The organism is Lysobacter sp. P5_B9, from assembly GCF_054049835.1.
In genome coordinates this window covers 147,785-173,504 of sequence record NZ_JBFULP010000007.1, presented here as the reverse complement: position 1 = coordinate 173,504, position 25,720 = coordinate 147,785, and the positions used below count along the sequence as shown (strand labels likewise).

Genomic DNA, 25,720 nt, shown 5'->3' with positions numbered 1-25,720 from the left:
GCGAATCCCCGGGCAAGGCAGGCGGTACCCGCTGCCCAATTGCTGCCCGGCCGCGTTATGCTCCGCGAAGCTGCAAGGCACCGCGGCGTTGGCCACTAGGGGAATGATGCGTGGATGTCGTAATTGTCGATGACCAGACGTCGGCGCGGACCATGCTGCGCCACATCATCGAAGACATTGGCTCCGAACTGCGCGTGCACGATTTCGGCGAGCCGGCCGTCGCGCTGGACTGGTGCGAGTCGAACCAGCCAGACCTGTTGTTGCTCGATTACCGCATGCCGGGCATCGATGGACTGGAATTCGCGCGCCGCTTCCGCCGCACCCCCCTGCATCGCGACATCCCCATCATCCTGGTCACCGTCGTAGGCGACGAACCCGTGCGCCAGGCTGCCCTGGATGCCGGGGTGATCGACTTCCTGGTGAAACCAGTGCGGCCGCGCGAACTGCGCGCACGCTGCCGCAACCTGCTGCAGCTCCGGCAGCAGTCCGAGAACGTGAAGCAGCGTGCGATGTCACTGGAACAGCGGCTGCTGGCCAGCATGCACGAGGTCGAGGAGCGCGAACGCGAAACGCTGCACCGCCTCGCACGCGCGATCGAATACCGCGATGCCGGCACGAGTGCCTGGCTGGAACGCATGGCGCACGTGGCCGGCCTCATCGCCGAGCAACTGGGCATGTCCGAGGACGAGGCCCGCCTGGTCGAAATGGCCGCGCCCTTGCATGACGTCGGCAAGATCGCGATTCCTGACTCGATCCTGCTCAAGCCGGGTCCGCTGACGGAAGACGAGGTCGCCGTCATGCGCCAGCATCCCCGCATCGGGCACGAACTGCTGAGCGGCAGCCAGAACCGCTTCATCCAGGCCGGCGCGGTGATTGCATTGCGCCACCATGAGCGCTACGACGGCAGCGGCTATCCCGACGGGCTCGTCGGGGACGAAATCCCGCTGGAGGCGCGGATCGTGGCGGTGGCCGACGTCTTCGACGCCCTGATTTCGCCCCGGCCMTACAAGCACGCATGGGAGATGGAAGCGGCGCTGGGCTACCTGCACGCGCAGCGAGGACGACTGTTCGACCCGCGATGCGTGGACAGCCTGATCAGCAGCCGTGAGCGCCTCGAAGACATCTGCCAGCGCTATTCCCGCATCGCAAGGCGTCCCGGCACGGAGTGATCGGATGATCCGCGTCCTGTAAGCGGTCAGGCCTGTCCGGTCGTCCGGACGCGAGCACGCTCAGGAACTGGTCTCGATCGTCATCACCACACTGGCTGACGGCCGTACCGCAGTACTGCGATCCGCTGCGCATGCCCCTGAAGCAAAACGCCCGCAGGGCCTGAGCCTTGCGGGCGCAAGAAGGAAGATTTCCTTGCCGTATCAGGTGGTAGGGGTGGGATCGCGCAACTCACGACGCAGGATCTTCCCCACGTTGGTCTTCGGCAGTTCGGTGCGGAATTCCACGTATCTGGGATGCTTGTAGCCGGTGAGATTCTCGCGCGCGTGGGCCTTGACCTGTTCGACCGTCAGGGAAGGATCCTTCCTGACGATCACGACCTTGACGGCTTCCCCGGACTTTTCGTCCGGCACGCCTACGGCGGCAACTTCCAGCACGCCGGGCATCATGGCGATCACGTCTTCGACCTCGTTCGGATATACGTTGAAGCCCGAGACCAGGATCATGTCTTTCTTGCGATCGACGATATAGAAGTAGCCGCGCTCGTCCATCTTCGCCATGTCGCCGGTGTGCAGCCAGCCTTCACCGTCGATGACCTTGGCGGTCTCCTCCGGACGCTGCCAGTAACCCTTCATGACCTGCGGGCCCTTGATGCACAGTTCACCGACTTCGCCGGTGGCCAGCTTGCGGCCGTCCTCGTCCTTCAAGCAGGCGTCCGTGGAGGGGATCGGCAGGCCGATCGCACCGTTGTAGTCCTTCAGGTCCAACGGGTTGATGCAGGCCGCGGGCGAGGTTTCAGTCAGGCCGTACGCCTCGATCAATGGCACCTTGGTGACTTGCTTCCAGCGGTCGGCCACGGCGCGTTGCACGGCCATGCCGCCGCCGAGCGTGAGGTGCAGCTTCGAGAAGTCCACCTGGTCGAATCCGGGCGTGTTCAACAAGCCGTTGAACAGTGTGTTGACGCCGGTGATCGCCGTGAAGGGCACTTTCTTCAGTTCCTTCACGAACCCAGGCATGTCTTTCGGGTTGGTGATCATGTAGTTCAGCCCGCCGAATTTCATGAAGGCAAGGCAGTTCGCCGTCAGCGCGAAGATGTGGTACAGCGGCAACGCCGTGATGATGATCTCCTCGCCCATCCTGATGTTGGCGTTGATCCACGCGGATGCCTGCTGCATGTTGGCGACGAGATTGCGATGGCTGAGCATCGCCCCCTTCGAGATGCCGGTAGTGCCGCCGGTGTACTGCAGGAACGCGATGTCTTCCGAGCCGATCTGCACGGCAGGCAATGTCTTGAGCTGGCCGATGACGAGCGCATCGCGGAAGCGGGTGGCGCCGGTGATGTCGTAGTCCGGCACCATCTTCTTCACGTGGCGCAGCACGAAGTTGACGATCGAGCCCTTGGGAAAGCCGAGCATGTCGCCCAGGCCCGTGGTGATCACCTGCTTGATGGAGGTTTCCCCGACCACTTCCTGCACGGTATGGCCGAAGTTGTCGAGCACCACCAGCACGCTGGCGCCGGAGTCGACCAGCTGGTGCTTGAGTTCGCGGGCCGTGTACATCGGGTTGACGTTGACGACGGTCAGGCCCGCGCGCAGCGTGCCGAATATCGCTACCGGGTACTGCAGGCAGTTGGGCATCATGATCGCGACGCGATCGCCCTTCTTGAGGCCGAGTTCGCCCACCAGGTAGGCGGCGAACTGCCTGCTCAGGCGGTCGATGTCGCCGTAGGTCAGCACCTTGCCCAGGTTGGCGAATGCCGGGCGATCACGATAGGTGTCGATGGCCTTCTCAAGCACCGATACCACGGACGGAAATTCATTGACGTCGATTTCCGCCGGCACGCCTGCCGGGTATTCGGCCAGCCAAGGACGTTCATTGCTCATCGCGATCCCCTCTTTAATCGGCGATTTGTCGTACGCCGCAGCGAATGCGCTGCCGTACGGTTTCCGGTCGATTGGAGCATAGGCACTAGAGGCTGGCAAGGCACATCCGGCGGGCATTCCGTGCGCATACGCCCGTTGCGATCAAGGCAAGAGCAGGCAAGTGCGACTGCCGCCCGGCTGCCCCCGCAATGCAGGGCAGCAGCCTTTCAATCCGCTCAGGCGGCCTTCCGCGCCGCCAACTGCCGCAGCACGTAGTGCAGGATGCCGCCGTGGCGGAAGTACTCCGTTTCCTTCGGCGTCAGCAGCAGCACCTTGACCTCGAATCGCACCTCGCGGCCGTCATGCTTGCGCGCCGTCACCGTGGCGGTTTTCGATGCGCCATCCTGGAGGCCGGTGATGGCGATGGTTTCCGATCCGTCGAGCCCGAGCTTCTGCGCATTCTGGCCGTCGCTGAAGGCCAGCGGCAGCACGCCCATGCCGACCAGGTTCGAGCGGTGGATGCGCTCGAAGCTTTCAGCGACGACCGCTTTCACCCCGAGCAGGTTCGTTCCCTTGGCTGCCCAGTCGCGCGACGAACCGGTGCCGTATTCCTTGCCGGCAAACACCACCAACGGCACGCCGTCGGCCTTGTAGCGCATGGCGGCGTCGTAGATCGACAGCTTCTCGGTGGCGCCGTGCGCACCGTGGTAGATCGTATTGCCGCCTTCCTCGCCCCCGAGCATCAGGTTCCTGATGCGGATGTTGGCGAAGGTACCGCGCACCATCACGTCGTCGTTGCCGCGCCGCGAGCCGTAGCTGTTGAAGTCGGCCGGCTGCACGCCGCGTTCCATCAGGAAACGTCCGGCGGGCGACTCCTTCTTGATGTTGCCGGCCGGGGAGATGTGGTCGGTGGTGATCGAGTCGCCGAAGATGCCCATCACCCGGGCGCCATGCACGTCGTCGATGGTGCCGACCTGCATGGTAATGCCATCGAAGTAGGGCGGATTCTTGATGTAGGTCGACGCCGCATCCCAGCGGAAGGACTCTCCTTCGGGCGAAGCGATCTGGTTCCAGCGCGAGTCGCCCTTGAAGACATCCGCGTAGTTCTGTGCGAACAGCTCCGGGCCGACGGTCGCGGAAATGACATCGCCGATTTCCTTGTTCGATGGCCAGATGTCGCGCAGGAAGACGTCCTTGCCGTCCGGCGTATGGCCGACCGGGTCCTGGCTCAGGTCGATGTCGACGGTGCCCGCGATGGCATAGGCGACCACCAGCGGTGGCGATGCCAGGTAATTCATCTTCACCTCGGGGTGCACGCGACCTTCGAAGTTGCGGTTGCCCGAAAGCACGGACGCCACGACGAGTTCGTTCTCGGCGATACCCTTCGATACTTCGTCGGGCAGCGGGCCGGAGTTGCCGATGCAGGTCGTGCAGCCGTAGCCGACCACGTAGAAACCCAGTTTCTCCAGGTCTTGCAGCACGCCGGCCTTCTTCAGGTAATCGGTGACGACGAGCGAACCCGGGCCGAGCGATGTCTTCACCCAGGGTTTCGCCTTCAGCCCCAGCTTCACCGCGTTGCGTGCGAGCAGGCCCGCGCCGAGCATCACCGCCGGGTTGGAGGTGTTGGTGCAGGACGTGATCGCCGCAATCACCACCGAGCCGTCGGTGAGGTCGCAGTCCATGTCGTGGATGCGGATCTTCGACTTGGGCTTCGCGGCAAGATGCTCGGCTTGCGGCTGGTCGCCGCCTTCGCCCACCAGCCGCCCGATGGTTTCGCGGCGCGGCTTGCGGTTGGCGATGAGGCCTTCGAGGTTCTGGTGGAAGTTGTCCCGCACCGCCTCGAGCAGTACGCGATCCTGTGGGCGCTTGGGGCCCGCCAGGGACGGCTTCACGTCGCCGAGGTCGAGTTCGAGCGTGGCGGAGTAGGTGGCATGCGGGGAGTTCGCGTCGTGCCACAGCCCCTGCGCCTTGGCGTAGGCCTCGACCAGGGCGATCTGTTCCTCGCTGCGGCCCGACAGGCGCAAGTAGGTGAGGGCCTCCGCGTCGATCGGGAAGATGCCGCAGGTCGCACCGTATTCCGGCGCCATGTTGGCGATGGTGGCACGGTCGGCGAGCGGCAGGTGCTGCAGCCCATCACCGTAGAACTCGACGAACTTTCCGACCACGCCGAGAGCTCGCAGCATCTGGGTGACCGTCAACACCAGGTCGGTTGCGGTCGCGCCTTCAGGCATCCTGCCGGTGAGCTTGAAGCCCACCACCTGCGGAATGAGCATCGAGGAAGGTTGCCCCAGCATCGCGGCTTCGGCCTCGATGCCGCCCACGCCCCAGCCGAGCACGCCGATGCCATTGATCATCGTGGTGTGCGAGTCGGTGCCGAACACAGTGTCCGGGAACGCCTGCAGGACGCCATCGACGTCGCGTTCGACCACGACGCGTGCGAGGTTTTCCAGGTTGACCTGGTGCACGATGCCGGTGTTGGGCGGCACCACCTTGAAGTTGCCGAACGCCTTCTGGCCCCAGCGCAGGAAGGCATAACGTTCCATGTTGCGTTCGAACTCGATCTTGCCATTGAGGTCGAGCGCGTCGGCGCGGCCGAATACGTCGACCTGTACCGAATGGTCGATCACGAGTTCGGAAGGAATAAGGGGATTGATCTGCTTCGGGCTTCCGCCGAGCCGGGTCACCGCATCGCGCATCGCGGCGAGATCGACGACGCAGGGGACACCCGTGAAGTCCTGCAGCACCACGCGCGCAGGCATGAAGGCGATTTCGGTTACAGGTTCCTGCTTCGCATCCCACCGGGCGACGGCCTCGATGTGCTCCTTGGCAACCGTCATGCCGCCGTCTTCGTGGCGCAACAGGTTCTCGAGCAGGATCTTCATCGAGTAGGGCAGCTTCGACAGATCGAAGCGCTTGCCGAGTTCGGGCAGGCTGAAGTAGGTGTAGGACTTGCCGTTGAGTGCGAGCTGGGCGCGGGTGGCGAAGGAGTCGAACGACATGTGGTGCTCCCTGTTGTGTGCGGCGGGCGAGGTGGGGCGCCTGCGGGTTGGCACGCCTGCCGCCGGACCGAGCCGTACGACATGACGCGTCGATTATGAACAAGTCGGGGCAGGGCGGAGCGTTAACGAGGCCAAAGTCGTCGACGATGCGTTCCGTTCTTGTCGTAAGTCCCTGCCGAGACTAGGAATTTGCCGATTCTGGCGTTGCCGGAAGTCGGCGTTTCGGGCAAAATACGCGGCCGAGAATCGAACCCGCCGCGGCAACCCGCGGTCGGCCGATTCGACCCCCACCAATCCTGCCGACGGACGTCCTTGCGGACGGCTGCACAGCGCGGGCGCGGTGTTCTTCCGCCTCAGCAGACGGGACTTTCATGCTCTCCAGCGACATGCTGTCTAACTACCGCCAACACATTGCCGAGCGCGCCGCGCTGGGCATTCCGCCGCTGCCGCTGACCGCGCAGCAGACCGCCGACGTCATCGAGCTGCTCAAGGCTCCGCCGGCGGGCGAGGAAGCCTTCCTCGTCGACCTGATCACGAACCGCGTGCCGGCCGGCGTCGACGATGCCGCCAAGGTCAAGGCTTCGTACCTCGCCGCCGTGGCCTTCGGCACCGAGAAGAACGCGCTGATCCCGCGCGAACGCGCCACCGAACTGCTGGGCACCATGCTCGGCGGCTACAACATCCATCCGCTGGTCGAGCTGCTCGACGACGCGCAGGTCGGCACCGTCGCCGCCAACGCGCTCAAGCACACGTTGCTGATGTTCGATGCCTTCCACGACGTGCAGGACAAGGCGCAAAAGGGCAATGCGAACGCCAAGGCCGTGTTGCAGAGCTGGGCCGATGCCGAATGGTTCACCAGCCGTCCGGAAGTGCCGGAAAGCCTGACCATCACCGTCTTCAAGGTGACCGGCGAGACCAATACCGACGACCTGTCGCCGGCCCCGGACGCCACCACGCGCCCCGACATCCCGCTGCATGCACTGGCGATGCTGAAGAACGCCCGCGACGGCATCGTGCCCGAGGAAGACGGCAAGCGTGGCCCGGTGGCGTTCATCGAGTCGCTCAAGGGCAAGGGCCACCTGGTCGCCTATGTCGGTGACGTGGTCGGTACCGGTTCGAGCCGCAAGTCCGCGACCAACTCGGTGCTGTGGTTCACCGGCGAGGACATTCCCTTCATCCCGAACAAGCGCTTCGGCGGCGTGTGCCTGGGCTCGAAGATCGCGCCGATCTTCTACAACACCATGGAAGACGCCGGCGCGCTGCCGATCGAGCTCGACGTGTCCAGCATGAACATGGGCGACGTCGTCGAGCTGCGTCCTTACGAGGGCAAGGCGCTCAAGGACGGCCAGGTCATCGCCGAGTTCGCGCTGAAGTCCGACGTGCTGCTGGACGAAGTCCGCGCCGGCGGCCGCATTCCGCTGATCGTCGGCCGTGGCCTGACCGCCAAGGCGCGCGAGGCCCTCGGCCTGGCCCCATCGACGCTGTTCCGCCTGCCGCAGAACCCGGCCGATACCGGCAAGGGCTACTCGCTGGCGCAGAAGATGGTCGGCCGCGCCTGCGGCCTGCCCGAAGTTGATGGTGTGCAGCGAGGCGTGCGCCCGGGCACCTACTGCGAGCCGAAGATGACCTCGGTGGGTTCGCAGGACACCACCGGCCCGATGACCCGTGACGAGCTGAAGGACCTGGCCTGCCTGGGCTTCTCGGCCGACCTGGTGATGCAGTCGTTCTGCCACACCGCGGCCTATCCGAAGCCGGTCGACGTCAAGACCCACCACACGCTGCCGGAGTTCATTTCCAACCGCGGCGGCATCTCGCTGCGTCCGGGCGATGGCGTGATCCACAGCTGGCTCAACCGCATGCTGCTGCCCGACACCGTCGGCACGGGCGGCGACTCGCACACCCGCTTCCCGGTGGGCATCTCGTTCCCGGCCGGGTCGGGCCTGGTCGCGTTCGCCGCGGCCACCGGCGTGATGCCGCTGGACATGCCCGAGTCGGTGCTCGTCCGCTTCAAGGGCGAGATGCAGCCGGGCGTGACCTTGCGTGACCTCGTCAACGCCATCCCGCTGGCCGCGATCAAGCAGGGCCTGCTGACCGTCGCCAAGCAGGGCAAGAAGAACATCTTCTCCGGCCGCATCCTCGAGATCGAAGGCCTGCCGCAGCTGAAGGTCGAGCAGGCGTTCGAACTGTCCGACGCTTCGGCCGAACGTTCGGCGGCCGGCTGCACGGTGCATTTGGACAAGGCGCCGATCATCGAGTACATCAACAGCAACATCACGCTGCTGAAGTGGATGATCGCCGAAGGTTATGCCGACCCGCGTTCGCTGGCGCGCCGCATCAAGGCGATGGAAGCCTGGCTGGCCAACCCGCAGCTGCTGGAGGGCGATGCGGACGCCGAATATGCCGCGGTCATCGAGATCGACCTCAACCAGATCGTCGAACCGATCCTCGCCTGCCCGAACGATCCGGACGACGTGAAGACGCTGTCCGACGTCGCCGGCGCCAAGATCGATGAAGTGTTCATCGGTTCGTGCATGACCAACATCGGTCACTTCCGCGCCGCTGCCAAGCTGCTGGAAGGCAAGCGCGACATCCCGACCCGCTTGTGGGTCGCGCCGCCGACCAAGATGGACGCATCGGAGCTGACCAAGGAAGGCCACTACGGCACTTTCGGCACCGCCGGCGCGCGCATGGAGATGCCGGGCTGCTCGCTGTGCATGGGCAACCAGGCGCAGGCGCGCGAAGGCGCGACGGTGTTCTCGACCAGCACCCGCAACTTCCCGAACCGCCTGGGCCGCAATACCAACGTGTACCTGGGTTCGGCGGAGCTCGCCGCGATCTGCTCGCGCCTGGGCCGCATCCCGACCCGCGAGGAGTACATGGCGGACATCGGCGTGATCAACAGCAAGGGCGCCGAGATCTACCGCTACATGAACTTCGACCAGATCGAGGAATACCGCGAAGTGGCGGACAAGGTGGAAGCGGCGTAAACCGCGCGCCATCGTTCATTGCAACAAAAAAGCCCCGGCATGACCGGGGCTTTTTTTGTGTGCGGCAGTGACGGCCGGTCAGGCCAGCAATTCCTGCACGGCATCGCCCATGGCCCGCTTGCGCAGCATGAAGTCCCACAGGCTGCCGCCCATCTGCCGCCACAGCACCGCCGACCGCACCGCGGACAGCAGCACCGCACGCACTTCCGCGACCACCGCCGCCTGTCCGAGATAATGCGGATTGCCCTGCACCAGCACGCGCGGCCGCAGATGGCTCAGCGTGTCCGCGTACAGCGAACCCAGTGCGCTGAGCACCTCGGGATGCGTGCTTCCCAGTCGCTCCGCGGCGCCGCTCTGGGCGCGGATGCCACTGAGGACACGCGACACCATGTCGTCGTCGCGCACGAAGCGGCGCTCCAGCTGGAGCACCGCCAGCGCCAGGCGTGGCAGTTGGTCATCGGGCATCGCGCCGCCGAAGTAGTCGCGCAACAGCATCAGCCCCGTGCGCAACGACCCCGTGCCGCCGTAGACCCCCGCCGTGTCGTCCGCGTCGAAGCGGAACACCGAATCGAGCGCGGTCGAAAGTACGTCCGCATGTGCCTGTCCCGTATCGGCGATTCGCCGCACCTGGGCCAGCGCCTGCGCCAGGCCGGCCAGTGCGAGGACCCGTTCGGACATCGGATTTGGGCTGTCGGTCATGCGGCGTGTTCCTTGATCCGTTGTTCGAGCACGGCGTCGGTGGCGGCGATCACTGCGCCACCCAGGCAGACGTCTCCGTCGTACAGCACCAGGGATTGTCCCGGCGTGACCGCGCGTTGCGGGTCGGCGAAATGCACTTCCAGCGAACCATCGGCGCGAACGCTGACCTCGCAGGCCTGGTCCGGCTGGCGATAGCGGGTCTGCGCCTGGCACTGGAAACGGGAGGAAGGGGGCGCACCCGAGATCCAGTGCGCGGCCTCCGACCACAACGCATTCGCGTACAGGAACGGACTGTCGACGCCCTGGTCGACGTAAAGCACGTTGTTCGCCACATCCTTGCCGACGACATACCACGGTGCCGCCTCGAAACCGCGCACGCCGCCGATGTTCAAGCCTTCACGCTGGCCGAGGGTGAAATAGAACACGCCGGGATGCTGGCCCAGTACGTGGCCATCCGGCGTACGCATTTCCCCGGCGCGGGCGGGCAGGTAGCGCGCAAGGAACTCGCGGAAGTCGCGCTCGCCGATGAAGCAGATGCCGGTGGAATCTTTCTTCGCATGCGTGGCGAGTCCGGCGTCCCGCGCGATGCCGCGCACATCGGTCTTCAACAGGTCTCCCAGCGGGAACTTCGTCGCCGAGAGCTGCTTCTGTCCGAGCTGGTGCAGGAAGTAGCTCTGGTCCTTGCTCCGGTCGGCCGCCTTCAGCAGGCGCCATTGGCCGTCGGCCTCCGCGACGCGGGCGTAATGTCCGGTGGCGATGAAATCGGCGCCGAGCTCATGCGCGGCGTCGAGGAAATACTTGAACTTGATCTCGCGGTTGCACAGCACGTCCGGATTGGGCGTGCGACCCGCGGCGTATTCGGCGAGGAAATGGGCGAAAACACCGTCCCAGTATTCGCCCGAGAAATCACGGAAGTGGATCGGGATGCCGAGCCGCCCGCAGACCGCGACGGCATCGCGGCGGTCGTCCTCGGCGCGGCAATCGCCGCTGCCGTCGTCGGCCCAGTTCTGCATGAAAAGGCCCGCGATCGGCTCGCCAGCATCGCGCAGGCGCAATGCGGCGACGGACGAATCCACGCCCCCGGACATGCCCACGATGGTGCGCGCCTGGCTCATCCCAGGTGCTGCACGAGTTCGAGCGGCTGCCGACGGCCGGCCAGGAAATCGGACACCACGCGCCAGACCAGCGGACTGCGGTGACGGGCGGTTTCCGCCTGCAATTCGCCGGGCGTGAGCCACAGTGCACGGACGATGCCTTCATCCAGCTTGCGGGCGGGGTGGTGCGTCACGGGCTCCGCGGCGAAGGCAAATCGCAGGTAATGGCGACCGGTCTCCGGTGCCTTCCACTGGTAAGCCCCGACGAACGCCGTAAGCCGTACGTCCCAGCCGGTTTCCTCCAGCGTCTCGCGCAGCGCCGCCTCGAGCAGGCTCTCGTCCGGTTCGAGGTGGCCGGCCGGCTGGTTGAGCACCCGCCGGCCACCGGCGTTTTCCTCGACCACCAGCAGGCGGCCGTCATTGACCACGACCGTCGCCACGGTCACGTCGGGTTGCCAGAAGCGGCCCTCGCGATAGGTCATCGGATCGTGTCCATCAGATCGTGTCCATCAGAACGCATCCTTGCCGGGGGTGAGCTCCATTTCCATCGCCTCTGCCGAGCGCAGGGCCGCCTCGACGGCATCATCGAGCGCGTCAATGCCCGCATCCGCGGCCAGCTTCACCACGAACACCGCGTAGCGGCCCTGTTTCGCCCATGCGCCCAGCTTGCTTTCCTGCGTGGCCTCCAGCAGGCGGTTGGCGACGCCGGCCGGGAATTCGTCGGTCGCCGACACGTAGGCGGGCGACCAGATCTCGCGAACCTTATGGGAGCCGTAGGTTTCCACCGGCGAACGCACGAATACCAGCTGGCTGCGGCCACCCTTGTCCTCGTCCATGGCGAAAGTCAGGCGGAAGTCGCCTTCTTCGTCGACTTCGTACTGGTACTTCAGCTTGTCCAGCAGCTGCCTGACAGCCGGGTCGCCCTCCGGCCCCGATTTGGCCGGAGTGGCCCGTTCCGCCGCGTTGACGACAGATGAGACCGAAAAACACAGCAGCATGGAGACAGCGAAGGTACGCATCAGCCCCCCGGGGCAATCGAATGCCGCCATTGTGCAAGGGGGCACTCGGGGCGTCCATCGAGGCGTCCGCCGGCGTGGGTTCCTTATAATTCGCCCATGACGAAACGTACCGAACACGAACAAAGCCATGGCGTCATGGTCGAAACCAGCAAGCCGGAAGTGGCGCGGCCGCCGCTCTACTCCGTGCTGTTGCTGAACGACGACTACACGCCGATGGATTTCGTGGTGGAAGTATTGATGCGCTTTTTCTCGTTCAACGCGGAAAAAGCGACCCAGATCATGTTGCATGTCCATACCCGCGGCCGCGGCGTTTGCGGTGTCTTCACCCGCGAAGTAGCCGAATCCAAGGTGGCGCAAGTGAACGAATATTCAAGACTCAACCAGCACCCCTTGCTCTGTACGATGGAAAAGGCCTAAAAGTGCGAGTAAGGACGTTGTACCGATTGTGTTACGAGTGCCACGCAGCGTTCCGAACGTCCTATGGGGCTGGCATGGAAATCGCTGGTTGCTGTCCCCAGATAGGGTCGCAGTAATCCCGGAGGCTATCGCCCCATGTTCAGCAAGGACCTCGAATACAGCATCGGCCAGTGCTACAAGCGCGCCCGTGAAGCGCGCCATGAGTTCATGACGGTCGAGCATCTGCTACTGGCGCTGCTCGACAACCCGTCGGCCGAAGCTGTCCTCAAAGCCTGTCACGCCGATTTCGCGCGCCTGCGCGGCGATCTGGAGCAGGCCATTTCCACCTCCGTCGCCAGGCTCGCCGACGACGACGGCCGCGACACCCAGCCGACGCTCGGTTTCCAGCGCGTGCTGCAGCGCGCCGTCTACCACGTGCAGTCCTCCGGCAAGAAGGAGGTCACCGGCGCGAACGTGCTGGTGGCGATTTTTGGCGAAAAGGACTCGCACGCCGTGTATTTCCTGAACCAGCAGGACATCGCACGCCTCGACGTCGTCAATTATCTGTCCCATGGCATCGCCAAGCACGGTGGCGAGGAACCGTCGTCCCACCAGGACGACAGCGAATCGCGCCAGGGCGACGGTGGTGACGGCGAGATGAAGGGAGATGCGCTCGCCGAGTTCGCGATGAACCTCAATCAGCTTGCGCGTGAAGGCCGGATTGACCCATTGGTGGGACGAATCAACGAAGTCGAGCGCACCATCCAGGTACTGTGCCGCCGCCGCAAGAACAATCCGCTCTACGTGGGCGAAGCAGGCGTCGGCAAGACCGCGATCGCGGAAGGCCTGGCCAAGCGCATCGTCGATGGCGAAGTGCCCGAAGTGCTGGCAGACGCCACCATCTATTCGCTCGACCTGGGCGCGCTGGTTGCCGGCACCAAGTACCGCGGCGACTTCGAAAAACGCCTGAAAGCCGTGCTCGCGCAGCTGAAGAAGCTGCCCGACACCATCCTCTTCATCGACGAGATCCATACGATCATCGGCGCCGGTTCCGCTTCGGGCGGCACCATGGACGCCAGCAACCTGATCAAGCCGGCATTGGCATCTGGTGAACTGCGCTGCATCGGTTCCACCACGTTCCAGGAATACCGGGGCATCTTCGAAAAGGACCGCGCCCTTGCACGGCGCTTCCAGAAGATCGACATCGTCGAACCGACGGTGGGCGAGACCCTGGAAATCCTGCAGGGATTGAAGCCAAAGTACGAGCTGCACCATGGCGTCACATATGCCGACGAGGCGCTGCAGGCTGCCGTCGACCTGTCAGTCAAGCACCTGGGCGACCGCCTGCTCCCGGACAAGGCCATCGACGTGATCGATGAGGCCGGGGCCCGCCAGCGCCTGCTGCCGGACAACGAGCGCAAGACCCTGATCGATACCGAGGAAATCGAGACCATCGTTGCCAAGATGGCGCGAATCCCGACCAAGCAGGTCAGCGCGTCGGACAAGGACGTGCTCAAGAACCTCGAGCGCAACCTGAAGATGGTGATCTTCGGGCAGGATCCGGCGATCGAGACCCTGACCTCGGCGATCAAGCTCGCCCGGTCCGGCCTGGCCAACCCGGACAAGCCGATCGGCAATTTCCTCTTCGCCGGCCCCACCGGCGTGGGCAAGACCGAGGTGACCAAGCAGCTCGCACTGCAACTGGGCATCGAGCTGGTCCGCTTCGACATGTCCGAGTACATGGAGCCGCATTCGGTGAGCCGCCTGATCGGTGCGCCTCCGGGCTATGTCGGTTTCGACCAGGGCGGCCTGCTCACCGAGAAGATCGTCAAGACGCCGCACTGCGTGCTGCTGCTGGACGAGGTGGAGAAGGCGCATCCGGACATCTTCAACATCCTGTTGCAGGTGATGGATCGCGGCATCCTCACCGATACCAATGGACGCGAAGCCAACTTCAAGAACGTCGTACTGGTCATGACGACCAATGCGGGTGCGGCGCAGGCTTCGCGGCGTTCCATCGGCTTCACCAAGCAGGATCACTCGACCGATGCGATGGAAATCATCCGTCGGGCCTTCAGTCCGGAATTCCGCAACCGCCTCGACGCGGTGGTGCAGTTCCAGGCGCTGGGCTTCGATCACATCCTGCGCGTGGTCGACAAGTTCCTGATCGAGCTGGAAGCCCAGCTGCACGAGAAGAACGTCAGCCTCTCGGCCACGCCGACGGCGCGCGACTGGCTGGCCCAGCATGGCTTCGATCCGCTGATGGGCGCGCGCCCGATGGCCCGCGTGATCCAGGACCGGATCAAGCGGCCGCTGGCGGACGAGCTGCTGTTCGGCAAGCTGGTGGGAGGCGGTCGCGTCACCATCGACGTCAGGGAAGACGAACTGGTCGTCGAGGCGCAGGCGGAACCGGAGAAGCTCCTGCCGGTCACCGTGTAGCCGGGGCACGCTCCAGCGCATGCACGACAGTCCATGAAAAAGGCGGCCATTGGCCGCCTTTTTCTTCATGCAATTACCGCACTCACTTCATGCGGTAGGTGATACGACCCTTCGTGAGGTCGTACGGGGTCATTTCGACCTTCACCTTGTCGCCGGTCAGGATGCGGATGTAGTTCTTGCGCATCCGCCCGGAGATATGGGCAATGATCTCGTGGCCGTTCTCGAGGCGCACGCGGAACATGGTGTTCGGAAGGGTTTCCGCCACCGTGCCCTCGAATTCGATCACATCGTCTTTTGCCATGAAGTTCCCGGGTTGAGCATGAAGAGCAGGCGCAGCGCGCCCGCGAAGCCGCGCATTCTGCCACAAATGCCGGGGCGATGGCGCCGCGGTCCTGATTGTTCATCCGCGACGGGCGGGTGCCAGCCCGGACGCCGCGATCGTCCCGAAGCGCTGGGTCCAGCCGACGGCGGGTTCAGGCAGCGCCGTCAGTTCGGCAACCGCGGCAAGGAAGCGCTCCCGCGACCATAGTTCCGCCCCCAGGGACAGCAGGTGGTCGTTTTCGACCTGCGCGTCCAGCAGGGGCCAGCCCCATTCCCGGAGGCGGTGGGCGAGGGCGGTCAGGGCGACCCTGGAACCACCCGATTCCGCGCTGAACATGCTTTCGCCAAAAAACATCCGGCCGACGGCGACGCCATATAGCCCTCCCACCAGGCGCTCCCCGTCGAACACTTCGATGGAATGGCAATGCCCGAGCCGGTGCATCTGCTCATACGCGGCCCGCATGTCCGGTGTGATCCATGTGCCGCGCTGGCCCACGCGTGGCGTAGTCGCGCAGGCCTCTATCACCTGCGCGAAAGCGGTGTCGGCCCGCACCACCCAGTCGCTGCGCCGTAGCCAGCGCCGGAATCGGGATGGCAGGTGCACGCAGTCGGTCTGGAACACGGTGCGTGGATCGGGGCACCACCACAGGATCGGCTGTTCGTCGGAGTACCAGGGAAAGATGCCGTGGCGATAGGCGTTGAGCAGCCTCGCCGGCGCCAGGTCGCCCCCCATGGCCAGCAGACCATCGGGATGACGCAATGCGGCGTCCGCCGGCGGGAACGGGCCGTGGGGATCCAGTGACAGGGCAGGTAGCCGGATCGTCATGCCGCGATCATCGCCCACGCCGCAAGACCGCGCGAGTCGCAGTGCCCCGGCTCAACCAGCCTTGAACGGCGAATGGGTTGCCAGCGTGGCGGCGTAGCGTCGCACCGAAGCCGTTTCCTGCGCGCACCAGTCGCGCAGCGCCTCGCGAAAGCCTTCGTGTGCAATCCAGTGGTGGCTGTGAACCAGGGTCGGCAGGAATCCACGGGCGAGCTTGTGTTCGCCCTGCGCGCCGGGTTCGAAACGGGTGAGGCCTTCGCGCAGGCAGTATTCGATTCCCTGGTAGTAACAGGTTTCGAAATGCAGCCCCGGGATGTGCTCGCTGGCGCCCCAGTAGCGGCCGTACAGCGTGTCGCCTCCGCGCAGGCACAACGCTCCCGCGACCGCTTCACCTCCGCGCTCGGCCAGCACCAGGACCAGGGAGCGTGGCATTGCTCGCGCAAGGTGCCGCAGGAAAGGCAGCGTCAGCGCCGGATGATTTCCGTATTCGGCGAACGTCTGCAGGTAGAAGCCGTACATCGTCGCAAGATCGGCTTCGCTGGCTTCGTCGCCATGGATCACCCGGAAGCCAATGCCTGCGCGCGCGAATTTCGCTCGTTCCTGCCGGATGTTCTTGCGGTGCCGATGATCGAACGCGGCCAGGAAGTCGTCGAAGGTCCGCCAGCCCGCCGTGTTCTGCCAGTGGTACTGGACATCGATCCGGGCCAGCCACTCCCGGCCAAACGTGGTGTCCTGCTCGGAATGGAAGTTGACGTGCGCCGAGGAGAAATCAATCGCGCACAGGGCCCTCATCGCCTCGAGCAACCGGTGGCGATGCGCTGCGCCGGTCGCCAGGAGCCGGGGGCCGGTCACCGGCGAGTAGGGCACGGCACACAGCCACTTGGGGAAGTACTCGATCCCGTTCCGTGCGTAGGCATGTGCCCAGGCGTGGTCGAAGACGAACTCGCCATGCGAGTTGGTCTTGCGGTACCCGGGAGCGGCGGCGATCAGCTGATCGCCTTCCCAAAGCGTCAGGTGATGCGGCGTCCATCCCCAWTCCTCGCGCAGGCAACCGCAGTGCTCAAGGCCGGCGAGGAAAGCGTGGGAGACGAACGGATTGGAACCGTCGTGCAGTGCGTCCCATTGCCCTGCACGAATGTCTGACAGCGCGCTGACGATGCGCGCTTCTGCCATCAGCCTTCCTTGTCCAGGAATTTCTCTGCATCCAGTGCGGCCATGCAGCCAAAACCGGCGGAAGTGATGGCCTGGCGATAGACCTGGTCGGCGACGTCACCGGCGGCAAACACGCCCGGAACGGTGGTGGCGGTGGCTTCACCGGCCAGGCCGGTGCGGATGTTGATGTAGCCGTTCTTCATGTCGAGCTGGCCTTCGAACAGCGTCGTGTTCGGCGTGTGGCCGATGGCCACGAAAAGACCATGGATGGCGATGTCGCGCGTGGAGCCGTCCTGTACCGACTTCACCCTCACGCCCGTCACTCCGGCATCGTTGCCCAACACTTCGTCGACCGTGTGGTGCCACACCGGTTCGATCTTGCCGGCCTGGATCTTGGCGTGCAGCTTGTCCTGCATGATCTTCTCGGCGCGCAGCGTGTCGCGGCGATGCACGAGGTAGACCTTGCGGGCGATGTTGGAGAGATACAGCGCTTCTTCCACGGCCGTGTTGCCACCGCCGATCACCGCGACATCCTGTTCCTTGTAGAAGAAGCCGTCGCAGGTGGCGCATGCGGAGACGCCGCGGCCCTTGAACAGTTCTTCCGACGACAGGCCGAGGTATTTCGCCGTCGCGCCAGTGGCGATGATCAATGCGTCGCAGGTGTACTCGCCGCTGTCGCCCTTCAGCTTGAAGGGACGCCGCGACAGGTCGGCGGTATGGATGTGGTCGAAGACGACTTCCGTGTCGAAGCGCTCGGCATGCGCCTGCATGCGCGTCATCAGGTCCGGGCCCATCAGGCCGTGGGCGTCGCCAGGCCAGTTGTCGACTTCGGTCGTGGTCATCAGCTGGCCGCCCATCTGCAGGCCTGTGATCACCACGGGTTTCAGGTTGGCGCGAGCCGCATAAACGGCGGCAGTCCAGCCAGCGGGACCGGAGCCGAGGATGATCAGGCGGGAGTGCTTCGATGGGGTCATGGGTATAATTGCGTGCTGTTGGACGCGCACCGTACGGTGCGGGATGGATGGTACGGAAGGCGTTTTCGACGCGCGCCGGATACATCCGTGACCGCCATAGAGTGGCGTTGGCGTCCCGGCATTACAAGGCAAGGTCGACGGACTGCAGTGTTGCGTTCGCACCCGCCTGCCTTATGACAATCCGCCCGATCGCCGCGATTCGCGGTGACCCAGGGCATTACTTTGAGAGAACCGCAATGCGCATCGGTGTACCCAAGGAAACCAAGACCCTCGAGGGTCGTGTCGCTCTCGTGCCGGCCGCCGCCGGTGACCTTGTCAAGCGTGGCCACGAAGTGTGGCTGGAGCAGGGCGCGGGCCTGAAGAGCGGTTTCAAGGACGAGCAGTACACCAAGCTGGGTGTGAACATCGCTCCCGATGCCGCCGCGCTGTATGAGAAGGGCGAACTGATCGTCAAGGTAAAGGAGCCGATCGCCGGCGACCTGCAGCACCTGCGCAAGGATCACCTGCTGTTCTGCTACCTGCACCTGGCGGCAGAGCCGGTCCTGACGAAGCAGCTCCTCGACATCGGCCTCACCGGCGTTGCGTTCGAGACTGTGGAACTCCCCAACGGCGACCTGCCGCTGCTGGCCCCGATGTCAGTGATCGCCGGCAAGATCGCGGTGCAGGTCGGCACGCACCTGCTGCACCAGCCCGAAGGCGGCAAGGGCAAGCTGCTCGGCGGTCTCCCGTCGACCGAGCGCGGCAAGGTCGTGGTGTTCGGTGGTGGCAAGGCCGGCCGCGCGTCGGCCGAACTCGCCGCGGCGGGTGGCTCGAACGTGGTCGTGTTCGAGATGCGCCAGGACCGCATGGAAGAAATGATGCAGCTGGGCAACAACGTGACCACGCTGTACCCGTACGCCGACGTCGTCGCGCGCGAAGTGGCCTCGGCCGACCTCGTCGTCGGTGCCGTGCTCGTCACTGGCGCCCGCGCCCCGCACGTGCTGACCCGCGAGATGCTTAAGGGCATGCAGGACGGCAGCGTGGTGGTCGACATCTCGATCGACCAGGGCGGTTGCTTCGAGACTTCGCGCCCGACCACCTGGAAGGAGCCGACCTACGTGGAGGAGGGCGTGACCCACTTCTGCGTGACCAACATGCCGGGCGCCGTGCCGCAGACCAGCTCGCAGGCGATCTGTGCGGCCATCCTGCCGTGGGTCAACAAGCTGGCCTCGGGCAACTGGCGCTCCAATGAAGCTCTTGTGCGCGGCATCAATGTCGAAGGCGGCAAGCTGGTGCACCCGGCGTTGCAGGGCATGAAGCTCTAAACCGCTCCCTGGGCCGGACTGTCCCGGCCATGTCGGGTCAAGGAAGGGGCGCCGTGTGCGCCCCTTCTTCATTCCCGGCTATGCTCCGCCAGGGCCGCGACGACGGGGGTTGTTCCGGCCCTCCTGGTTCCCCGCGGGCGCTTTTTCCCGTATCTTCAAGTACTAACAGTACCTAGCTCAGGCAGATCCTCACAGTGGCGCAAGCCCCGGCAGCAACCCGCAAGAAGGTCAAGGCGGAAAAGGCACCGCCGTCGCCACGCCGCCAGCGGCTGATGCGCGACATCGCGCTGATCCTGATCGCGCCGTTGTTGCTGTACCTGATGGCGAGCCTCTTCACTTTTTCGCCTACCGACCCGGGCTGGTCGCATTCGGGCAGCGTGACCGCACCACTGCACAACGTCGGTGGTCGCGTGGGTGCGTGGACCGCCGACGTGCTCCTGCTCCTCACCGGCTACGTGGCATTCCTGCTGCCGATCATGCTTGGGCTCATTGCCTGGATCGCACTGTTCGGCATGGACACGGACGGGGACGGCGATGCCGACCTGGGTCCGGCGCTTCGCCTCATCGGCATCGTCGGCTTCCTGGTGTCCGCTACCGGCCTGCTGTACCTGCGCGTGGGATCCGCGCCGGATTTCGCGGCGGGAGCAGGGGGCATCCTCGGGCGTCTTGTCGGGAAATCGCTCTACAACGGCTTCGGCCCGATGGGCGGAAACCTGTTCCTGTTCGCGCTTCTGCTGATCTCGGTGACGCTGGCCACCGGACTGTCGTGGCTGACCGTGATGGACAAGCTGGGCCAATGGACGCTCGCGATCCCGCCGCTGCTCAGCAAGCTGTTCCGCCAGGGTAGCCAGCAGGCGACCGAATGGCAGCAGACGCGCGCGTTCCGCGAGGAGCGTGAAGAGGCGCGCAAGATCGAAACCGAAATGCGCGCGAAGCGTGCACCGGTCAAGATCGAGCCGCCGCCGGCACCCGTGGTGGAAAAGAGCGATCGCGCCAAGCGCGAGCAGCAGATCCCGCTGTTCCACGTCGGTGACGGCACCGGTATCCCGCCGCTCGCGCTGCTCGACGATCCCAAGCCGCAACCCAAGGGCTACAGCGAAGAAACGCTGGAAACGCTGTCCCGCCAGATCGAATTCAAGCTCAAGGACTTCCGCATCGATGCACAGGTGGTCGGCGCCTACCCGGGCCCTGTGATCACCCGTTTCGAACTGGAACCTGCCCCGGGCGTGAAGGTCAGCCAGATCAGCTCGCTCGACAAGGACATCGCCCGCGGCCTGTCGGTGAAGTCGGTGCGCGTGGTCGACGTGATTCCGGGCAAGTCGGTGGTCGGCCTGGAAACGCCGAACACGACGCGCGAAATGATCTTCCTCTCCGAACTGCTGCGTTCGAAGGAATACGACAAGTCCGGCAGTCCGCTCACGCTCGCGCTGGGCAAGGACATCGCCGGCCGCCCGACAGTGGCCGACCTTGCACGCATGCCGCACCTGCTGGTTGCGGGCACCACCGGTTCGGGTAAATCCGTCGCAGTGAACGCGATGGTGCTGTCATTGCTGTACAAGGCCTCCGCCAAGGACGTGCGGATGCTGATGATCGACCCGAAGATGCTGGAGCTCTCGGTCTACCAGGGCATCCCGCACCTGCTGGCGCCGGTCGTCACTGACATGAAGGAAGCCGCCAACGGCCTGCGCTGGTGCGTGGCCGAAATGGAACGGCGCTACAAGCTGATGTCGGCGGTCGGCGTGCGCAACCTGGCCGGCTTCAACAAGAAGGTGAAGGACGCGATCGACGCGGGCCAGCCGATGATGGACCCGCTGTTCAAGCCGAACGCGGAGCTGAGCGAAGCACCGCGCCCGTTGGAGCCACTGCCGTTCATCGTCATCTTCATCGACGAATTCGCCGACATGATGATGATCGTCGGCAAGAAGGTCGAAGAGCTGATCGCGCGGTTGGCGCAAAAGTCGCGTGCTGCCGGCATCCATCTGATCCTCGCCACGCAGCGACCGTCGGTGGACGTCATCACCGGCCTGATCAAGGCCAATATCCCGACCCGCATTGCGTTCCAGGTGTCCAGCAAGATCGATTCGCGCACGATCCTGGACCAGTCCGGCGCGGAAACGCTGCTGGGCCATGGCGACATGCTTTACCTGCCGCCGGGCACTGCGTTGCCAGAGCGCGTGCATGGCGCGTTCGTGTCGGACGAAGAAGTGCATCGCGTGGTCGAGCACCTCAAGCAGATCGGCGGCGGCCCGGATTACGTCGAAGGCGTCCTCGACGAAGTGCAGACACTGGGCGAAGGCGTGGTGGTTGGCGCCACCGGCCTGCCGGAAAGCGGCGGCGGGGCAGGGGACGAGTCCGATCCTCTCTACGACGAAGCCGTGCGCATCGTCACCGAAACCCGGCGCGCTTCCATTTCGGGCGTGCAGCGACGCCTGAAGATCGGCTACAACCGCGCCGCGCGCCTTATCGAAGCGATGGAAGCGGCGGGCGTGGTGACGCCACCGGAACACAATGGCGATCGCAGCGTGCTGGCGCCACCGCCGCCGAAATAATTCAGGGCGGATTCGGATTTTCGTGAGAGCCCATTCAGGGACTCCACATCAAACTCGCTGCCAATGTTTCCAGGAGTCATCCCATGCGCATCCCCGTGATCGGCCTCGCGGTCGCCATGTTTGCCACCAGCGCCTTCGCCGGCGCGCGTGACGACCTCAATGCCTTCACCAAGGGGCTGAAAGGCCTCGACGGGCAGTTCGCCCAGCAGGTATTCGATGCCAAGGGCAAGCTCAAGGAAAGCTCCAGCGGCAAGGTCGCGCTCTCGGCGCCGCGCCTGTTCCGCTGGGAATACGTGAAGCCCTATCCCCAGTTGATCGTGGCCGATGGCAAGACGGTGTGGGTCTACGATCCGGACCTGCAGCAGGTCACCAAGCGGCCGCAAGGCGCGGAAGAACAGAACAGCCCGCTGTCGGCGCTGATCGATCCCGGCAAGCTCGACGCGCAGTTCGTCGTCAAGGAAGGCGGCACGGCCGACGGTCTCGACTGGCTGCTGCTCACGCCGAAGGGCGATGCGGCCGAGGCAAGTTTCCGCTCCGCGCGCCTGGGATTCGCCCAGGCCGGCCTGGTCAAGATGCAGGTGGTCGATGCACTGGGCCAGCGCACCGAAATCAGCTTCAGCGGATGGAAGCGCAATCCCGCTTTCCCCGCCAGCACCTTCCGCTACACGCCGCCCAAGGGCGTGGATGTGATCGGCGGCGGCTGACCGGCCTGGTCATCCGCTGAATGACGCGGGCAAGCGACATGCCACTGCCGCCGCCTACAATGGCGGCATGCCTCGACGTACTCCTTCGCCGGCCGAATCAACCGATCTGCTGAGCGTCGACACCGACCACCTGCGTCCGCTCGCCGAACGCATGCGGCCGCGCACGCTCGACGAAATGGTCGGCCAACGCCGCCTGCTCGCGACCGGTTCCGCGTTGCGCAAGGGCATCGAGTCCGGCCACGTGCATTCGATGATCCTGTGGGGTCCGCCGGGTTGCGGCAAGACCACGCTGGCCCTGCTGCTCGCGCAGTACGCGAACGCCGAGTTCCAGGCTATTTCCGCGGTCCTCTGCGGTCTCCCCCAGGTACGGGAAGTGCTGGCCGAGGCCGCCCAGCGCTTCGCCTCCGGACGCCGTACCGTGTTGTTCGTTGACGAGGTGCATCGCTTCAACAAGGTGCAGCAGGATGCGTTCCTGCCGCACATCGAGCGCGGCACGATCATTTTCGTCGGCGCCACCACCGAGAATCCTTCCTTCGAGCTGAATTCCGCGCTGCTGTCGCGATGCCGCGTGCACGTGATGGAAGCGGTATCCGCGGACGACATCGCGGTCGCCCTCCGGCGTGCATTGCTCGAAGAGCGTGGCCTCGGTGACCGCGAACTGCAGATCAGCGACGACCTCGTGCACCTGGTCGCCACCGCTGCCGACGGCGACGTGCGTCGTGGCCTGACCTTCCTCGAGATCGCCGCCGACCTGGCGGGCGAGGGCGGCACGATTACCGAATCGACGCTCGAACAGGTACTGGCCGACCGCACGCGCCGCTTCGACAAGGGCGGCGAGCAGTTCTACGACCAGATCTCGGCGCTGCACAAATGCGTGCGCAGCTCGAGTCCAGATGCGGCGCTGTACTGGCTGGCGCGGATGTTCGATGGCGGCGCCGACCCGAGCTATCTTGCGCGCCGCCTGACGCGCATGGCCGTGGAGGACATCGGCCTCGCCGATCCGCGCGCCCTGCAGATGGCGATCGATGCCTGGGAAACCTTCGATCGACTGGGCAGCCCCGAAGGCGAACTCGCACTCGCCCAACTGACCATCTATCTCGCCACCACGGCGAAATCCAATGCGGCCTACGCCGCATTCAACACGGCCCGCGACGACGTGCGCGAATACGGCACCCAGGAAGTTCCGCTGCACATCCGCAACGCGCCAACGCGGCTGATGAAGCAGCTCGGTTACGGCAAGGGCTACCAGTACGACCACGACGTCGAGGGCGGCATCGCGCTCGGGCAGACCGGTTTCCCCGACGCCATGGGCGAACGGGTCTACTACCAGCCGGTCCCGCGCGGGCTGGAAATCAAGCTCAAGGAAAAGCTCGACGCGTTGCGCTCCGCACGCGAGGCCGCCCGCCGTGACGACGAGTAACCGATCGATGGCTTAGCATCGGCCGTCGATGCGGCAACCGGAAGGCGAGGCGGATGAATCTCTGGTTCCAACAGCTGTGGCTGGTGATGCTGGGCGGCGCCCTGGGTGCGGGCGGACGCTATTTCGTCGGTGGCCTGATGCTGCGGCAACTGGGTGACGGGTTCCCCTGGGGCACCTTTGCCGTGAACCTCGTGGGTGCGTTCGCGGGCGGCTTCCTCGCGGTCTGGCTGGAGGGGCGGGGAGCGTCGGCGCTGTACTGGCGCGCGTTCCTGGTGGTGGGATTGCTGGGTGGCCTGACGACGTATTCCGCGCTGATGATCGAATGCCTCCTCTATTCGCGCTCGTCGCGCACGGAGCTGGCCTTCCTCTACCTGTTGCTGACCGTGCTGCTGGGCCTGTTGCTGGTCTGGGGCGGTGCGCGAATCGCACATCTTTGGCGTCCCTGATCGCCAGCCTGCGGCTGTTGCCCCGCAGCGTCTGGCTGCTGGGCTTCATCAGCCTGATGAACGACGCCTCCAGCGAGATGATCTATCCGCTGTTGCCGCTGTTCCTCGTCGGCACGCTCGGTGCAGGCCCGCGCGTACTCGGATTGATCGAGGGACTCGCCGAAGCGGTGAGCAGCCTGCTCAAGCTCGCCTCCGGCATCTGGTCCGACCGGACCCGGCGCGCGAAACCATTCGTGGTGATGGGCTACGGCGTGGCCGGTCTTGCACGCGCCCTGATCGCGGCCGCGACCGGGTGGTTGTTCGTCCTGCTGTGCCGCCTGGCCGATCGCGTCGGCAAGGGGCTGCGCAGTTCGCCGCGTGACGCGATGCTCGGACGCAGTGTCGAACCGGGACAACGCGGACTGGCGTTCGGCTTCCATCGCGCCATGGACAACGCGGGTGCCGTGCTCGGCCCGCTGGTCGCGGCGGCCCTGCTGGGATTGGGAATGGAACTGCGCATGGTGTTCTGGTGCGCTGCGATTCCTGCGGTGGTGGTATTCATCGCCACCCTGCAATTGCGCGAGCCGGAAGCCGAAGCGCGGGTGCAGTCGCCGCGATTCAACTGGCACCTGGGTGAATTTCCGCCACAGTTCCGCCGCTACCTCATCGTGCTGGGGCTGTTCATGCTCGGCAACTCGTCGAATCTGTTCCTGCTGATGCGCGCGCGCGAGCTGGGATTGCCGCAGGCGCAGGTGCCACTGCTCTGGGCAACGATGTCGGGGGTGGCGGCGGTATTCCTCACCCCGTTGTCCGCCCTGTCGGACCGCCTCGGAAGGCGCCGCCTCATCATTGCGGGCTGGATTGCTTATGCGGCCATCTACCTGCTGTTGGGGTGGGCCGGAGTGAAACCCTGGGGTGTGTGGGCACTGTTCGTCGCTTACGGCCTCTTCATCGCGGCGACGGAGGGCGCGGAAAAAGCGCTGGTCGCGGATCTCGTGCCCCGGGAGCAACTCGGGACCGCGTTCGGCTGGTACCACCTCACGCTTGGCATCACCCTGCTGCCGGCCTCGCTGTTGTTCGGCGCGCTGTGGGAATCGGTTTCGGTCTTCGCCGCCTTCGCCTTTGGCGCTGCCTGCGCCTTGCTCGCGGCCGGACTGCTCGTGTTCTGGATCCGCGACGACCGGTCCTGAATTCTTATCCGGCCCCGGGCCAGGACAAGGTTGTCGCCCGGGCGCCGCGACAAGAGAACCAGTAAGGCTTTGGGGCAATTGCCGCGTTGCGGAGCTGGTGAAAGGATCAGGCAGCCGGCGGCAGTCAATGCCCGGCCGGCGTGCCTCGCCGCCAGCCTGCAGCCTGTCCGGCCAACGCTGCCGGTTCACGCCGTGA

General features: G+C 65.1%; 20 protein-coding genes. 10 read left to right on the top strand and 10 right to left on the bottom strand.

Annotation, left to right across the window (positions count from 1 at the left end; translation table 11 throughout):
- Positions 1–110: 110 nt before the first annotated feature.
- Positions 111–1,169, top strand: coding sequence for an HD domain-containing phosphohydrolase (locus ACXJJ9_RS14495; RefSeq protein ID WP_457097835.1), 1,059 nt, complete (start codon positions 111–113; stop codon positions 1,167–1,169).
- Between the two features lie 201 nt (positions 1,170–1,370).
- Here the strand turns inward: ACXJJ9_RS14495 and ACXJJ9_RS14490 are convergent, their stop codons facing one another.
- Together ACXJJ9_RS14490 and acnA are read right to left on the bottom strand one after the other, a co-directional pair.
- Positions 1,371–3,050 (bottom strand): long-chain fatty acid--CoA ligase, encoded by a 1,680-nt coding sequence (locus ACXJJ9_RS14490; RefSeq protein WP_457097834.1) that lies wholly within the window; start codon positions 3,048–3,050, stop codon positions 1,371–1,373.
- 215 nt (positions 3,051–3,265) lie between these two features.
- A complete protein-coding gene (gene acnA / locus ACXJJ9_RS14485; RefSeq protein ID WP_457097833.1) occupies positions 3,266–6,028 on the bottom strand; it encodes an aconitate hydratase AcnA in 2,763 nt (920 codons plus the stop codon).
- Positions 6,029–6,414: 386 nt separating this feature from the next.
- On the opposite strand from acnA, the gene acnB reads away from it, so the two are divergent.
- Positions 6,415–9,015, top strand: a complete 2,601-nt coding sequence (gene acnB, locus ACXJJ9_RS14480; RefSeq protein WP_457097872.1) for a bifunctional aconitate hydratase 2/2-methylisocitrate dehydratase — start codon at positions 6,415–6,417, stop codon at positions 9,013–9,015.
- A 78-nt stretch (positions 9,016–9,093) separates the two neighbouring features.
- Here the strand turns inward: acnB and ACXJJ9_RS14475 are convergent, their stop codons facing one another.
- Genes ACXJJ9_RS14475 through ACXJJ9_RS14460 form a run of 4 tightly spaced genes read right to left on the bottom strand, consistent with a single transcriptional unit; the run spans position 9,094 to position 11,806 of the window.
- On the bottom strand, positions 9,094–9,693 hold the full coding sequence (locus tag ACXJJ9_RS14475; RefSeq protein ID WP_457097871.1) for a lysogenization protein HflD: 600 nt from the start codon (positions 9,691–9,693) through the stop codon (positions 9,094–9,096).
- 17 nt (positions 9,694–9,710) lie between these two features.
- Entirely contained in the window at positions 9,711–10,829 is a 1,119-nt protein-coding gene (gene mnmA / locus ACXJJ9_RS14470) for a tRNA 2-thiouridine(34) synthase MnmA (protein ID WP_457097832.1), read from the bottom strand.
- Positions 10,826–11,290: an NUDIX hydrolase gene (locus ACXJJ9_RS14465; protein ID WP_457097831.1), complete on the bottom strand. Its 465-nt coding sequence runs from the start codon at positions 11,288–11,290 to the stop codon at positions 10,826–10,828. Before ACXJJ9_RS14465 ends, mnmA begins: the two co-directional genes overlap by 4 nt.
- A gap of 27 nt (positions 11,291–11,317) precedes the next feature.
- Complete coding sequence (locus ACXJJ9_RS14460) at positions 11,318–11,806, bottom strand: hypothetical protein (RefSeq protein WP_457097870.1); 489 nt, start codon at positions 11,804–11,806, stop codon at positions 11,318–11,320.
- Positions 11,807–11,923: 117 nt separating this feature from the next.
- Between ACXJJ9_RS14460 and clpS the strand changes: the two genes are divergently transcribed.
- Both clpS and clpA read left to right on the top strand, forming a co-directional pair.
- Positions 11,924–12,244: an ATP-dependent Clp protease adapter ClpS gene (gene clpS, locus ACXJJ9_RS14455; RefSeq protein ID WP_310052736.1), complete on the top strand. Its 321-nt coding sequence runs from the start codon at positions 11,924–11,926 to the stop codon at positions 12,242–12,244.
- A gap of 135 nt (positions 12,245–12,379) precedes the next feature.
- Positions 12,380–14,662 (top strand): ATP-dependent Clp protease ATP-binding subunit ClpA, encoded by a 2,283-nt coding sequence (gene clpA, locus ACXJJ9_RS14450; protein WP_310052734.1) that lies wholly within the window; start codon positions 12,380–12,382, stop codon positions 14,660–14,662.
- An 82-nt stretch (positions 14,663–14,744) separates the two neighbouring features.
- On the opposite strand, the gene infA is transcribed toward clpA, so the two are convergent.
- From infA to trxB, 4 genes are all read right to left on the bottom strand, one after another.
- On the bottom strand, positions 14,745–14,963 hold the full coding sequence (gene infA, locus ACXJJ9_RS14445) for a translation initiation factor IF-1 (RefSeq protein ID WP_031372296.1): 219 nt from the start codon (positions 14,961–14,963) through the stop codon (positions 14,745–14,747).
- 99 nt (positions 14,964–15,062) lie between these two features.
- Positions 15,063–15,809: a leucyl/phenylalanyl-tRNA--protein transferase gene (gene aat / locus ACXJJ9_RS14440; RefSeq protein WP_457097830.1), complete on the bottom strand. Its 747-nt coding sequence runs from the start codon at positions 15,807–15,809 to the stop codon at positions 15,063–15,065.
- A 51-nt stretch (positions 15,810–15,860) separates the two neighbouring features.
- The gene (locus ACXJJ9_RS14435; protein WP_457097829.1) at positions 15,861–16,979 is read right to left on the bottom strand and encodes a GNAT family N-acetyltransferase; all 1,119 of its coding nucleotides are present in this window, start codon (positions 16,977–16,979) and stop codon (positions 15,861–15,863) included.
- Positions 16,979–17,932: a thioredoxin-disulfide reductase gene (gene trxB / locus ACXJJ9_RS14430; RefSeq protein ID WP_457097828.1), complete on the bottom strand. Its 954-nt coding sequence runs from the start codon at positions 17,930–17,932 to the stop codon at positions 16,979–16,981. Before trxB ends, ACXJJ9_RS14435 begins: the two co-directional genes overlap by 1 nt.
- Before the next feature lie 236 nt (positions 17,933–18,168).
- Between trxB and ald the strand changes: the two genes are divergently transcribed.
- The 6 genes from ald to ACXJJ9_RS14400 all read left to right on the top strand — a co-directional run bounded on the left by ald (position 18,169) and on the right by ACXJJ9_RS14400 (position 25,524).
- Positions 18,169–19,236, top strand: a complete 1,068-nt coding sequence (ald, locus tag ACXJJ9_RS14425; protein ID WP_310052722.1) for an alanine dehydrogenase — start codon at positions 18,169–18,171, stop codon at positions 19,234–19,236.
- Positions 19,237–19,430: 194 nt separating this feature from the next.
- Positions 19,431–21,785: a DNA translocase FtsK gene (locus tag ACXJJ9_RS14420; RefSeq protein ID WP_310052720.1), complete on the top strand. Its 2,355-nt coding sequence runs from the start codon at positions 19,431–19,433 to the stop codon at positions 21,783–21,785.
- Between the two features lie 83 nt (positions 21,786–21,868).
- Positions 21,869–22,489 carry an outer membrane lipoprotein chaperone LolA gene (gene lolA / locus ACXJJ9_RS14415; RefSeq protein WP_457097827.1) on the top strand — a complete coding sequence of 207 codons (621 nt, stop codon included), beginning with the start codon at positions 21,869–21,871 and terminating at the stop codon, positions 22,487–22,489.
- Positions 22,490–22,556: 67 nt separating this feature from the next.
- On the top strand, positions 22,557–23,909 hold the full coding sequence (locus tag ACXJJ9_RS14410) for a replication-associated recombination protein A (protein ID WP_457097826.1): 1,353 nt from the start codon (positions 22,557–22,559) through the stop codon (positions 23,907–23,909).
- A gap of 53 nt (positions 23,910–23,962) precedes the next feature.
- A complete protein-coding gene (crcB, locus tag ACXJJ9_RS14405) occupies positions 23,963–24,355 on the top strand; it encodes a fluoride efflux transporter CrcB (protein ID WP_310052715.1) in 393 nt (130 codons plus the stop codon).
- A gap of 17 nt (positions 24,356–24,372) precedes the next feature.
- A complete protein-coding gene (locus ACXJJ9_RS14400; RefSeq protein ID WP_457097825.1) occupies positions 24,373–25,524 on the top strand; it encodes an MFS transporter in 1,152 nt (383 codons plus the stop codon).
- The last annotated feature ends 196 nt before the right edge of the window (positions 25,525–25,720 follow it).

Coding starts and splice junctions, on each gene's coding strand:
- mnmA (WP_457097832.1), bottom strand. CDS start 10,829: ATGAGCCAGGCGCGCACCATCGTGGGCATGTCCGGGGGCGTGGATTCG.
- aat (WP_457097830.1), bottom strand. CDS start 15,809: ATGACGATCCGGCTACCTGCCCTGTCACTGGATCCCCACGGCCCGTTC.
- infA (WP_031372296.1), bottom strand. CDS start 14,963: ATGGCAAAAGACGATGTGATCGAATTCGAGGGCACGGTGGCGGAAACC.
- lolA (WP_457097827.1), top strand. CDS start 21,869: ATGCGCATCCCCGTGATCGGCCTCGCGGTCGCCATGTTTGCCACCAGC.
- ald (WP_310052722.1), top strand. CDS start 18,169: ATGCGCATCGGTGTACCCAAGGAAACCAAGACCCTCGAGGGTCGTGTC.
- ACXJJ9_RS14465 (WP_457097831.1), bottom strand. CDS start 11,290: ATGACCTATCGCGAGGGCCGCTTCTGGCAACCCGACGTGACCGTGGCG.
- ACXJJ9_RS14410 (WP_457097826.1), top strand. CDS start 22,557: ATGCCTCGACGTACTCCTTCGCCGGCCGAATCAACCGATCTGCTGAGC.
- ACXJJ9_RS14460 (WP_457097870.1), bottom strand. CDS start 11,806: ATGCTGCTGTGTTTTTCGGTCTCATCTGTCGTCAACGCGGCGGAACGG.
- ACXJJ9_RS14475 (WP_457097871.1), bottom strand. CDS start 9,693: ATGTCCGAACGGGTCCTCGCACTGGCCGGCCTGGCGCAGGCGCTGGCC.
- crcB (WP_310052715.1), top strand. CDS start 23,963: ATGAATCTCTGGTTCCAACAGCTGTGGCTGGTGATGCTGGGCGGCGCC.
- trxB (WP_457097828.1), bottom strand. CDS start 17,932: ATGACCCCATCGAAGCACTCCCGCCTGATCATCCTCGGCTCCGGTCCC.
- clpS (WP_310052736.1), top strand. CDS start 11,924: ATGACGAAACGTACCGAACACGAACAAAGCCATGGCGTCATGGTCGAA.
- clpA (WP_310052734.1), top strand. CDS start 12,380: ATGTTCAGCAAGGACCTCGAATACAGCATCGGCCAGTGCTACAAGCGC.
- acnB (WP_457097872.1), top strand. CDS start 6,415: ATGCTGTCTAACTACCGCCAACACATTGCCGAGCGCGCCGCGCTGGGC.
- ACXJJ9_RS14490 (WP_457097834.1), bottom strand. CDS start 3,050: ATGAGCAATGAACGTCCTTGGCTGGCCGAATACCCGGCAGGCGTGCCG.
- acnA (WP_457097833.1), bottom strand. CDS start 6,028: ATGTCGTTCGACTCCTTCGCCACCCGCGCCCAGCTCGCACTCAACGGC.